The 12,219-nt window shown below is 62.4% G+C and carries 8 protein-coding genes; 4 read left to right on the forward strand and 4 right to left on the reverse strand.

Features of this window, described 5'->3' with window-relative positions; all coding sequences use genetic code 11:
• Positions 1 to 88 precede the first annotated feature (88 nt).
• The 3 genes from ngg to mnmC all read right to left on the reverse strand — a co-directional run bounded on the left by ngg (position 89) and on the right by mnmC (position 5,763).
• Positions 89 to 1,837 (reverse strand): N-acetylglutaminylglutamine synthetase, encoded by a 1,749-nt coding sequence (ngg, locus tag AC3WJW_RS22175; protein WP_493727408.1) that lies wholly within the window; start codon positions 1,835 to 1,837, stop codon positions 89 to 91.
• Between the two features lie 3 nt (positions 1,838 to 1,840).
• Positions 1,841 to 3,613 (reverse strand): N-acetylglutaminylglutamine amidotransferase, encoded by a 1,773-nt coding sequence (locus AC3WJW_RS22180; protein WP_493727409.1) that lies wholly within the window; start codon positions 3,611 to 3,613, stop codon positions 1,841 to 1,843.
• A gap of 170 nt (positions 3,614 to 3,783) precedes the next feature.
• Positions 3,784 to 5,763 (reverse strand): bifunctional tRNA (5-methylaminomethyl-2-thiouridine)(34)-methyltransferase MnmC2/FAD-dependent 5-carboxymethylaminomethyl-2-thiouridine(34) oxidoreductase MnmC1, encoded by a 1,980-nt coding sequence (gene mnmC / locus AC3WJW_RS22185; protein WP_493727410.1) that lies wholly within the window; start codon positions 5,761 to 5,763, stop codon positions 3,784 to 3,786.
• Positions 5,764 to 5,948: 185 nt separating this feature from the next.
• Between mnmC and pap the strand changes: the two genes are divergently transcribed.
• The 3 genes from pap (at position 5,949) to AC3WJW_RS22200 (ending at position 9,970) form a co-directional block, all read left to right on the forward strand.
• Positions 5,949 to 7,472 (forward strand): polyphosphate:AMP phosphotransferase, encoded by a 1,524-nt coding sequence (gene pap, locus AC3WJW_RS22190; RefSeq protein ID WP_493727411.1) that lies wholly within the window; start codon positions 5,949 to 5,951, stop codon positions 7,470 to 7,472.
• A gap of 102 nt (positions 7,473 to 7,574) precedes the next feature.
• Complete coding sequence (locus AC3WJW_RS22195) at positions 7,575 to 8,759, forward strand: thiolase family protein (RefSeq protein WP_116580013.1); 1,185 nt, start codon at positions 7,575 to 7,577, stop codon at positions 8,757 to 8,759.
• Positions 8,760 to 9,010: 251 nt separating this feature from the next.
• Positions 9,011 to 9,970 (forward strand): DMT family transporter, encoded by a 960-nt coding sequence (locus AC3WJW_RS22200; RefSeq protein ID WP_493727412.1) that lies wholly within the window; start codon positions 9,011 to 9,013, stop codon positions 9,968 to 9,970.
• 131 nt (positions 9,971 to 10,101) lie between these two features.
• Here the strand turns inward: AC3WJW_RS22200 and AC3WJW_RS22205 are convergent, their stop codons facing one another.
• The gene (locus tag AC3WJW_RS22205) at positions 10,102 to 11,496 is read right to left on the reverse strand and encodes a class II fumarate hydratase (RefSeq protein ID WP_095966336.1); all 1,395 of its coding nucleotides are present in this window, start codon (positions 11,494 to 11,496) and stop codon (positions 10,102 to 10,104) included.
• Positions 11,497 to 11,687: 191 nt separating this feature from the next.
• On the opposite strand from AC3WJW_RS22205, the gene AC3WJW_RS22210 reads away from it, so the two are divergent.
• Positions 11,688 to 12,212, forward strand: coding sequence for a DUF2059 domain-containing protein (locus tag AC3WJW_RS22210; RefSeq protein WP_093216221.1), 525 nt, complete (start codon positions 11,688 to 11,690; stop codon positions 12,210 to 12,212).
• Positions 12,213 to 12,219: the final 7 nt, after the last annotated feature.

Genomic DNA, 12,219 nt, shown 5'->3' on the forward strand with positions numbered 1-12,219 from the left:
CGTTGATCGTCGGCAGCGTCAGATGTGGAGAAGAGACAGCTGTGGGAGCGAGCCTGCTCGCGAAGGGGCCGGTCCAGACAACAAATCACTAAGAAACTGCCGGCTGGCTGTGCGGAAACAACAAATCGACAAACCGCTCCGCCGTCGGCTGTGGTTCGTGGTTGGCCAGCCCGGCCCGTTCGTTGGCTTCGATAAAGACGTAGTCCGGCTGGTCAGCGGCGGACACCATCAGGTCGAGGCCGACCACGGGAATGTCCAGCGCCCGGGCGGCCCGTACAGCCGCATCCAGCAGTGTCGGATGCAGGATCGCCGTGACGTCCTCGAGAATGCCGCCGGTATGAAGATTCGCCGTACGTCGTACGAACAGATGCTCGCCGGCCGGCAGAATGCTGTCGTAGTCGTATCCGGCCGCCTGCAAGGTGCGAAGGGTTTCCGCGTCCTGCGGGATCTTGCTTTCGCCACCCGTGGCCGCTTGTCGGCGCCGGCTCTGGGCTTCGATCAACTCGCCGATGGAGTGCTGGCCATCGCCGACCACTTCGGCCGGCCGGCGAATCGCGGCCGCGACCACTTCAAAACCGATCACCAGGATTCGCAGGTCGAGGCCTTGGTGGAAGCTTTCCAGCAGCACGCGACTATCAAACTGGTGGGCCGCCTCGATGGCGTGCTGTACCTCTTCGATGGTCTGCAGGTCGACCGCCACGCCTTGGCCCTGTTCGCCGTCCAGGGGTTTGACCACCACGCGCCGGTGCTCATCAAGGAACGCCAGATTGTCATCGGCGTTGCCCGCCAGTTGCTGCACGGGCAGGTTCAACCCGGCAGCCTTGAGTACCTTGTGGGTCAGGCTCTTGTCCTGGCACAGGGTCATGCTGACGGCGCTGGTCAGGTCGCTCAGGGATTCGCGGCAGCGTACCCGGCGCCCGCCATGGCTGAGGGTGAACATTCCGGCATCGGCGTCATCGACTTGCACATCGATGCCGCGACGGTGTGCTTCCTCGACGATGATCCGGGCGTACGGGTTAAAGGCGGCTTCGGGGCCCGGCCCGAGAAACAGCGACTGGTTGATGCCGTTCTTGCGCTTGATGGCGAAGGTCGACAGGTTGCGAAAACCGAGCTTGGCATACAGGTTTTTCGCCTGGCGGTTGTCGTGCAGCACGGACAGGTCGAGGTAGGCGAGACCGCGACTCATGAAGTGTTCGATCAGATGCCGCACCAGCACCTCGCCGACGCCCGGCCGCGCACAATGCGGGTCGACCGCCAGGCACCAGAGACTGCTGCCGTGTTCCGGATCATTGAAGGCCTTTGCATGATTGAGGCCCATGACGCTGCCGATGACCGCGCCGCTGTCATCGTCTTCCGCCAGCCAGTACACCGGGCCGCCCAGGTGGCGCGCAGTGAGCAGGGTGGCATCGATCGGCAACATGCCGCGCGCCTGATACAGCTGGTTGATGGCCTGCCAGTCGGCGTCGCTCTGCGCGCGTCGAATGCGAAATCCACGAAACACCCGGGTCGCCTGGCGGTAGTCGCTGAACCACAGGCGCAAGGTATCGGACGGGTCGAGGAACAACTGCGCCGGCTCCAGCCCCAACACCTGCTGGGGCGCGGCGACGTACAGCGCGATGTCCCGTTCGCCGGGCTGCTCGTTGAGCAACTCCGCGGCGAGGCTCGCCGCATCGGCAAAGGTGTGGCCGATCAACAAGCGGCCCCAACCGCAATGCACGGCAATCGGCGCGGCGCCGAGTTCACTGCCATCCTCGGCCAGACGTGCCTGCAAACGTTCGTAGGAAGGCGACTGGCCGCGTAACAGGCGTTGGCTGAAAGCCGTGGCGTGAGGTTTCATCGGTCAGATTCCTTGTTCGCTGAGCCACAGGTTGAGGGCCGCCAGTTGCCACAGCTTGGAGCCGCGCAACGGCGTCAATTGTCCCTGTGGATCGGTCAGCAGACGGTCGAGCATTGCCGGGTTGAACAGGCCGCGATCCTGGCTCGGGTCGAGCAGCAACTCACGCACCCACTCCAGCGTATCGCCCTGCAAATGCTTGAGGCCCGGCACCGGGAAGTAACCTTTCTTGCGGTCGATCACTTCACTGGGAATCACTAGGCGCGCGGCTTCTTTCAAGACTTGCTTGCCACCGTCCGGCAGTTTGAAGCACCCCGGAATCCGTGCCGACAGTTCCACCAGGCGGTAGTCGAGAAACGGCGTGCGCGCTTCCAGACCCCAGGCCATGGTCATGTTGTCGACGCGTTTGACCGGGTCGTCCACCAGCATCACCGTGCTGTCCAGACGCAAGGCCTTGTCCACCGCTGCATCCGCACCGGGCTGGGCGAAATGGGCTTTGACGAAGTCACCGGCGGCGTCATTGGCGGTCAGCCATTTTGCCTGCACGGTCGCTGCGTAGTCGTCGTAACTGCGGTCGAAAAACGCGTCGCGGTACGCGGCATAGGGATCGCTCGCGCCGTCCACTTGCGGATACCAGTGGTAGCCGGCGAACAGTTCGTCCGCACCCTGGCCGCTCTGGACAACCTTGCAGTGTTTGGCCACTTCGCGGGACAACAGGTAGAACGCGATGCAGTCGTGGCTGACCATCGGTTCGCTCATGGCACGGAACGCGGCGGGCAGTTGTTCGATGATCTCTTTTTCATCGATGCGCAATTGGTGATGCTGCGTGCCGTAGTGCCGGGCGATCAGGTCGGAGTACTGGAACTCATCACCGCGTTCGCCACCGGCATCCTCGAAGCCGATGGAGAAGGTCGACAGATTGTCCACGCCGACTTCCCGCAACAGGCCCACCAGCAAACTTGAGTCGACACCGCCGGACAGCAGCACGCCAACATCGACCGCCGCACGCTGACGAATCGCGACGGCTTCGCGGGTGCTGTCGAGCACCCGGTCGCGCCAGTCTTCGAGGGTCAGGTTTTTCTCGTCGTCGTGGGGGCCGTAGGCCAGGGTCCACCAGGTTTTCTGCTCGGTGCGACCATCGGCTTCGATGCGCATCCAGGTGGCTGGCGGCAGTTTTTCGATGCCCGCCAGCAACGTGCGTGGTGCCGGGACCACGGCGTGGAAATTCAGGTAGTGATTGAGCGCCACCGGATCGAGGACCGGATTGATGTCGCCGCCCTTGAGCAATGCCGGCAGTGCCGAGGCAAAGCGCAAGCGCTGGCCGGTGCGCGACAGGTACAAGGGTTTTACGCCAAGACGGTCGCGGGCGATGAACAGGCGTTGGGCATCGCGCTCCCAGACGGCAAAGGCAAACATGCCGTTGAGTTTCGGCAGCAAGGCTTCGCCCCAGGCGTGATAGCCCTTGAGCAAGACTTCAGTGTCGCCACCGGAATAGAAGGAATAACCCAGGCTTTCAAGCTCGGCGCGCAGTTCCGGAAAATTGTAGATAGCGCCGTTGAAGGCCAGGGACAGGCCCAATTGCGGGTCGATCATCGGCTGCGCCGAGCCGTCCGACAGGTCCATGATTTTCAGGCGCCGATGGCCAAGGGCAACCGGCCCCTGGCTATGAAACCCCCAGGCGTCGGGGCCGCGAGGGGCCAGGTGATGGGTGATTCGTTCAACGGCTGCAAGGTCTGCAGGTTGATGATCAAAACGTAACTCGCCAGCTAATCCGCACATAAATTCCTTACCGGTTTTTCCGTTGGGGAGGGTCAATCGATACCGCGCCAAAATGGCGGGTACTCAGAAACTGACCCGCCTCGGCAAGGGGAGTTTTATATCGATGAGTTATAAGCGGGCGAAGCCTGGGCCGAGAGCCGCTGTGCGGGCGCTCTCGAAGGCGGTATCGGCTATTTGCCCCGGATCAGGCGCCGTAACGCAAACCGGTTGGGATGACAGGCTTCGGCCACGCTTCTGGGCAAGGGCAGGGGCTCGTTGTCCAGCCAGGCTGCCAGCAGCTCTCCGGACAGCGGCGCGGTGATCAGGCCGCGCGAGCCGTGGCCGCTGTTGACGTACAAACCGTCGAGCCACGGGCATTCGACGTCCGGCACCTGTCGGGCGTCCTTGCCCAGCGCGGCATAGGCCTGAGCGAAGGCCTGGGTGTCGGCCAAGGGGCCGACGATTGGCAGGTAGTCGGGGCTGGTGCAGCGAAACGCGGCGCGCCCCTGGAGACTCTCGGGGTCGAGGCGGTCGATTTCCAGGCGCTCGACCAGATCGTGGGAAATCTCCTCGAGCATGGCCAGGTTGCCCAAGTGTTCAGCCGTGGTCGGCGTCAGGTCATCGCTGTTGAAATCGAAACTGGCTCCCAGAGTGTGTTCGCCCAAGCGTGCGGGAGCGACATAGCCTTCGGCGCACACTACCGTACTCAGGACCTGGCTTTGCGGCGTTTGCGCCAGGCGGGTGATTTGCCCGCGAATGCGTTTGAGCGGCAACCCGGCACTCTCGGGGAAACGCTGGATTTCCGCAGCACCGGCGAGGATCACCACGGGGGCGCAGGCAAGCAATTGCTCGCCGTTCCAGGCTTGCCACTGCTCCTCGACCTTGCGCAGTTCCAGCGCATCGCAATGCGTGAGCAGTTGGACCTGCGCATGCCCGGCCTGCCACTGGCACAGCGCCGGTGGGTGGACCCAGCCGCCTTGCGGATAGAACAGGCCCCCGTGTGCCAGTCCGATCCCGGCCACGGCCTGGGCCCCGGATTGATCCAGCAGGTGCAACAGGTCCGGCGCAAACGCCGCCGCCAATTGCGCCTGGCGTTCGGCTTCCTTGGCATTGAAGGCCAGTTGCAACACGCCGCAATCGTCCCAGTCGCGGCCCCGTTGCAAGTGTTCGAGCAGTCGCCGGGTGTAGCCGAATCCGCTGACGATCATTTGCGACAGTGCCGTGCCATGCGCCGATAACTTCAGGTAGAGCACGCCCTGCGGATTGCCCGACGCTTCCCGGGCGATGGCGTCGTGACGCTCCAGCACCGTCACTTGCCAGCCCCGTGCGGCCAGGCTGGCGGCGCTGGCACAACCGGCCAGCCCTGCGCCGATCACCAGTGCCCGGCGTTCGCCGCTCGGCGGTGCAGGTCGGGCAAACCAGGGTTTGTCGGGCGCCGGGGCGGGTACGTCGTGGGGCCAGCCGAGGAACTCACCGCGCAGGATTTCCCATTTGTGGCCGATGCCCGGGGTTCGTTTCATCTTGAAACCGGCGGCGTTGAGCAGGCGCCGTACCCAACCGGTGCTGGTGAAGGTGCTGATGGAGGCACCAGGAGCGGCCAGGCGCGCCAGTTCGGCAAACAGTTCGGCGGTCCACATGTCAGGGTTTTTCGCCGGAGCGAAACCGTCGAGGAACCAGGCGTCGATCCGGGCGTCGAGTTGGGGCAGTTGTTCCAGTGCATCACCGATCAGCAGGGTCAGGGTGACGCGGCCGTGGTCCAGCGTCAGGCGCTGAAAACCCTGATGGATGGCTACGTATTGCTCAAGCAGTTGATCGGCAAACACCTTGAGCTCCGGCCACAGCGCCAGGGCACGCTGCAAGTCGGCCGGGCTCAACGGGTACTTTTCGACGCTGACAAAGTGCAACCGCGCACCGGCCGCGGCCTGTTGCTCGAACACCTGCCAGGCGCACAGGAAATTCAGCCCGGTGCCGAACCCCGTTTCACCGATGACCAGCCGCCCGCCCTCGGGCAAGGCCGCAAAGCGCTCCGCCAAACGGTTCTGCTCGATGAACACGTAGCGGGTTTCGTCCAGCCCCGATTTGTCGGAGAAATACACATCATCGAACACTCGCGAATACGGGCGACCTTGGTCGTCCCAGTCGAGTTGGGCGTGGGGCAATACAGGTTTCATGGCAGGCTCGGCAACGGCAAGGTCGCCATTCTAGCCGATCGCTAAAGGATCGCAGCCTTCGGCAGCTCCTACATGGGGCGGCGTAATCCTGTAGGAGCTGCCGAAGGCTGCGATCTTTTGATCCAGGCGGCATCGCTCGACATCAACTTCCGCTAGTCTTGCTCACATCTGGAAGGGAGCCATCCATGTTCGAATCTGCGGAAATCGATCACGCCATCGACAAAGACACCTACGACGCCGAAGAACCGGCCCTGCGCGAAGCGTTGCTGGATGCGCAGTTCGAATTGCAGCAGCAACGCCGCTTTCCGGTGATCATTTTGATCAATGGCATCGAAGGTGCCGGCAAGGGCGAGACGATCAAGTTGCTCAACGAGTGGATGGACCCGCGCCTGATCGAGGTCCGTACCTTCGATCAGCAAACCGACGAAGAACTGGCGCGGCCGCCGGCCTGGCGCTACTGGCGGATGCTCCCGGCCAAGGGCCGCATGGGGATTTTCTTCGGCAACTGGTACAGCCAGATGCTGCAGGGGCGGGTCCATGGCGAGTTCAAGGATCCGCGCCTCGACCAGGCGATCAATAGCGCCGAGCGCCTGGAAAAGATGCTCTGCGATGAAGGTGCGCTGATCTTCAAGTTCTGGTTTCACCTTTCCAAGAAGCAAATGAAGGCACGCCTCAAGGCGTTGGCCGACGACCCGCTGCACAGCTGGCGCATCAGCCCGCTGGACTGGCAGCAATCGGAAACCTACGACAGGTTCGTGAAGTATGGCGAGCGGGTGCTGCGCCGAACCAGTCGCGACTATGCACCCTGGCATGTGATCGCCGGGGCGGATGCCCATTATCGCAGTCTGGCCGTGGGGCGGATTCTGCTGGCGGGCCTGCAGGGTGCATTGCAGCGGCCGACGATCCATCCGGAAAAGGTCAGCGCCGCGCCAGTGTTCCCCAGTGTCGATCAAGTGAACCTGCTCGACAGCCTGGACCTGAGCCTGCACTTGGACAAGGAGGATTACGAAGAACAGCTGATCATCGAGCAGGCGCGTTTTTCCGGGCTGATGCGTGACAAACGCATGCGTCGCCATGCGCTGGTGGCGGTGTTCGAGGGCAACGACGCGGCAGGCAAGGGCGGGGCGATTCGCCGGGTGGCGGCGGCGCTTGATCCGCGCCAATACAGCATCGTGCCGATTGCCGCGCCCACCGAAGAGGAGCGGGCGCAACCCTATCTGTGGCGCTTCTGGCGACACCTTCCGGCCCGGGGCAAGTTCACCGTGTTCGACCGCTCCTGGTATGGCCGGGTGTTGGTGGAACGCATCGAGGGGTTTTGCAGCCCGGCAGACTGGCTGCGTGCCTACGGTGAAATCAACGACTTCGAAGAACAACTCACCGACGCCGGTGTGATCGTGGTCAAGTTCTGGCTGTCCATCGACAAACAGACGCAACTGGAACGCTTCGAGGAGCGTGAAAAGATTTCCTTCAAGCGCTTCAAGATCACTGAAGATGACTGGCGCAACCGTGAAAAATGGGATGACTATCGCGCGGCGGTCGGCGACATGGTCGACCGTACCAGCACCGAGATTGCGCCATGGACCCTGGTGGAAGCCAACGACAAGCGCTGGGCGCGAGTCAAAGTCTTGCGCACCATCAACCGGGCACTGGAGGAGGCCTTCGAAAAATCCGACCGGCATGAGCGCAAGAAGCATAAGGACAAGGATTGAGGCGATGGTTACGCATACGCGAGGTGAATGATTGTCGCGGTCGGTGAAGGGCTGGACTTATGCTCGGTCCACTCTCAACCGACAACAACAATGAGGTATGCCATGCGTGAAGTGGTGATCGTCGACAGCGTGCGGACCGGCCTGGCCAAATCCTTTCGCGGCAAATTCAACATGACCCGCCCGGACGACATGGCGGCACACTGTGTCGATGCCCTGTTGGCGCGCACCGGTATCGATCCGGCCAGTGTCGAGGACTGTATCGTTGGCGCCGGCTCCAACGAAGGCGCCCAGGGTTTCAATATCGGGCGCAATGTCGCGGTGCTGTCGCGCCTGGGCATCGGCACGGCCGGCATGACCCTCAACCGCTTCTGTTCCTCGGGCTTGCAGGCGATCGCCATCGCCGCCAACCAGATCGCTTCGGGTTGCAGCGACATCATCGTCGCCGGTGGCGTCGAGTCCATCAGCCTGACCATGAAAAGCGTCAACACCGACAACCTGATCAACCCGCTGCTCAAGGAGCAGGTGCCGGGCATCTACTTCCCGATGGGCCAGACGGCTGAAATCGTCGCGCGTCGGTACAACGTCAGCCGCGAAGAGCAGGACCTGTACGCGCTGCAAAGCCAGCAGCGTACCGCCGAGGCTCAGGCTGCCGGGCTGTTCACTGATGAAATTGTGCCGATGGCGGTGAAGTACCGCGTCGAAGACAAGGCGACCGGCCAGGCACAGATCCTCGACGGCATCGTCGACCGCGATGACTGCAACCGCCCGGACACTACCCTGGAAAGCCTGGCCGGGTTGAAACCGGTGTTCGCCGAAGATGGCTCGGTCACGGCGGGCAACTCGTCGCAGCTGTCTGACGGCGCGTCCATGACCCTGGTGATGAGCCTGGAAAAAGCGCTGGAACTGGGGCTCAAGCCGAAAGCGTTCTTCCGCGGTTTTACCGTGGCCGGTTGCGCGCCGGACGAGATGGGCATCGGCCCGGTGTTTTCGGTGCCGAAACTGCTCAAGGCCAAAGGCTTGCAAGTTGCCGACATCGATCTGTGGGAACTCAACGAGGCGTTCGCTTCGCAGTGCCTCTACAGCCGTAATCGCCTGGAAATCGACAACGCCCGGTACAACGTCAACGGCGGCTCGATTTCCATCGGCCACCCGTTCGGCATGACCGGTTCGCGTCAGGTCGGGCACCTTGTGCGTGAATTGCAGCGGCGCAATCTGCGTTACGGCATCGTCACCATGTGTGTGGGTGGCGGGATGGGGGCTACGGGGTTGTTTGAGGCGGTGAGGTAAACCCCGTTTATTTGTGTTGTCTGCCAGATAGCTTTCGCGAGCAGGCTCGCTCCCACAATGATTAGCAGCGATCACAAATGTTGTGTATGCCCTATAACCTGTGGGAGCGAGCCTGCTCGCGATGCAGCCGCCGCGGTCTTTGCCATTACGACCCGCACAGTTTCAATCGCGGCCAGAAGGCAACTGTGCCTGTGTACGCCACAGCTCTGCGCCTAGAATGACGGCTCCTGTCAGTTGGCTTCGGGGTTCGCATGCACATTTCATCGGGTCGCTGGGTTTACGGTCTGTTCCTGGCCTTGCTGACCGCGTTGTTGTGGGGAATCCTGCCGATCAAGCTCAAGCAAGTGTTGCTGGTGATGGACCCGGTGACGGTGACCTGGTTTCGCCTGCTGGTGTCTGGCGGTTGTCTGTTCATTTATTTGGCGGCCACCGGGCGCCTGCCCAGCCGCAAAGTGCTCGGTCCTCGCGGTGGCTGGCTGGTGCTGATGGCCGTGCTTGGCCTGGTGGGCAACTATGTCCTGTATTTGATGGGCCTGAACCTGCTCAGCCCCGGCACCGCGCAACTGGTGGTGCAGATGGGGCCGATCATGCTGCTGATCGCCAGTCTGTTTGTGTTCAAGGAGCGCTTCAGCCTGGGGCAGGGGATTGGCTTGCTGGTGCTGCTGATCGGCTTTGCGCTGTTCTTCAACCAGCGCTTGAGTGAATTGCTCACGTCGCTGACCGACTACACCGCCGGCGTGCTGCTGGTGCTGCTGGCGTCCACGGTCTGGACCTTCTATGCCCTGGGGCAGAAACAACTACTGACGGTGTGGAACTCGCTGCAGGTGATGATGGTGATCTACCTGTTTTGCGCGGCGCTGCTGACGCCCTGGGTGCATCCGCTCGAAGCGCTGCAATTGAACCCCTTGCAGGGCTGGTTGCTGCTGGCGTGCTGCCTCAACACCCTGATTGCCTATGGCGCGTTTGCCGAGGCCCTGGCCCACTGGGAAGCTTCCCGGGTCAGCGCGACGCTGGCCATCACGCCGTTGGTGACTTTTGCGGCGGTTGCCGTGGCGGCATGGCTGTGGCCCGAGTATGTGTATGCCGAGACGATCAATGGGTTGGGTTATGGCGGTGCGGTGCTGGTGGTGCTGGGGTCGGCGCTGGTGGCGTTGGGGCCGTCGTTGATTGCCGGGCTCAAGGCGCGGAAGGTGCGGATGGCGGCCAGTTAGACCGCGTCATCGTTCATCGCGGGCAAGCCACGCTCCCACAGATTTTGCGTCGTCCATAATGTTCATGAATGACTCGAAACCTGTGGGAGCGTGGCTTGCCCGCGATGACGGACTATCAGGCGCTACAGAATTCAGCCCTTGGCCCCGGCCTCCAGCATATTCTCCGGCCTTACCCAGGCATCGAACTCTTCATCGGTCAGATACCCCAGCTGCAACGCCGCCTCACGCAAGGTCAGCCCTTCGCTGTAGGCCTTCTTGGCGATCTCCGCCGATTTGTCGTAACCAATGTGCGGGTTCAGCGCCGTCACCAGCATCAGGCCTCGTTCCAGGTGTTCAGCCATTTTTTCCGCATCCGGCTCCAGGCCGGCCACGCAATGCTGCTGGAAGTTGCTGCAGCCATCACCGAGCAATCGGATCGATTGCAGCAGGTTATGTATGATCACCGGTTTGAACACGTTCAACTGCAAGTGGCCCTGACTGGCGGCAAAGCCGATGGCGACGTCGTTGCCCAACACCTGGCAGGCCAGCATCGACAACGCTTCGCACTGGGTCGGGTTGACCTTGCCCGGCATGATCGAACTGCCCGGTTCATTCGCCGGCAGCCTGACTTCGGCGAAGCCGGCGCGCGGACCGGAGCCCAGCAGGCGCAGGTCGTTGGCGATTTTCATCAGGGTCACGGCGAGGGTTTTCAGCGCGCCGGACAGCGTGGTCAGCGGCTCATGGCCGGCCAATGCGGCGAATTTGTTCGGCGCGGTGATAAACGGCAAGCCGGAGAGGGCGGCCAGTTCGGCGGCGATGGCTTCACCGAAACCGTGGGGCGAATTCAGCCCGGTGCCGACCGCTGTGCCGCCCTGGGCCAGCTCGCAGACCGCGGGCAGTGCGCTACGGATCGCCCGCTCGGCGTAATCGAGTTGCGCGATGAAGGCCGAGATTTCCTGACCGAAGCTGATCGGTGTCGCATCCATCATGTGGGTGCGACCGGTCTTGACCAGCTTCATATGGCGAGCAGCCAGCTCGGCCAGGCCGCCGGACAGCTCGCTGATCGCCGGCAGCAAGTGCTGTTGCACCGCCTGTACGGCCGCGATGTGCATGGCGGTGGGGAAGCAGTCGTTGGAACTCTGGGAGCGATTGACGTGATCGTTGGGGTGCACCGGGGACTTGCCGCCACGGGGGTTGCCGGCCAGTTCGTTGGCGCGACCGGCGATCACTTCGTTGACGTTCATGTTGCTCTGGGTGCCACTGCCGGTTTGCCAGACCACCAGCGGAAACTGGTCGTCGTGGTCGCCGGCGAGCACCTCGTCGGCGGCCTGCTCGATCAGGCGGGCGATATCGGCGGGCAGGTCGCCGTTGCGATCATTGACCCGCGCCGCGGCTTTCTTGATCAGCGCCAGGGCATGCAACACCGCCAGCGGCATGCGTTCGTTGCCGATGGCGAAGTTGATCAGCGAGCGTTGCGTCTGAGCGCCCCAATAGGCTTCATCCGGTACTTCAACCTGGCCGAGGCTGTCGGTTTCGATACGGCTCATCTTGCTCACTCCTGTAGGTCCGATTGCGCAGTTTAGGCCGTGATCGACGGCCGTGGTTCCATCAGTCTGAATTTGACCATTCAACCCCTCTAAATCAGGCGCGACAAGGCTTGGGGTTGAGCGACACACTTTTTTAGGCGCAGAATGGACGCCCTTGGGGTTTTACCTCGCCAGCTAGAAAAGGAAACTCGATGACTCGTCTTCGTGCCATCTGTACCGCCGTTGCTTTGGTCTGCGCCAGCGGCCAGGTTCTCGCCGACACCGCCAGCCATAACGCCAGTGCCGAGGCTTTCCTGACCATGGCGCACGCTGACAAACTGGGCACTCCGGTGTACATGCAAGTACAGCAGATGTTTGCCCAGCGTTTCGAACAGACCAAAGCCCCTGAATCGAAAAAAGCCGTACTGGAAACCTACCAGGCCAAGGCTAACGCCGCTCTGGACCAGGCCATTGGCTGGAACAAGCTGAAGCCGGACATGGTCAAGCTGTACACCAGCAACTTCAGCGAATCCGAACTCAAGGACCTGGTTGCGTTCTACCAGTCGCCACTGGGCAAGAAAGTCCTGGAAAAAATGCCCCAGCTGACCCAGCAATCGGCCCAGATGACCCAGGCCAAGCTGGAAAGCGCGGTGCCGGTGGTCAACAAGCTGTTGGCTGACATGACCGCCGAGCTGACCCCGAAAGACGCGGCTGCACCCGCCAAGAAAAAGCCTTAAGCGGAGT

Source organism: Pseudomonas sp. GW821-FHT07G06, from assembly GCF_058986625.1.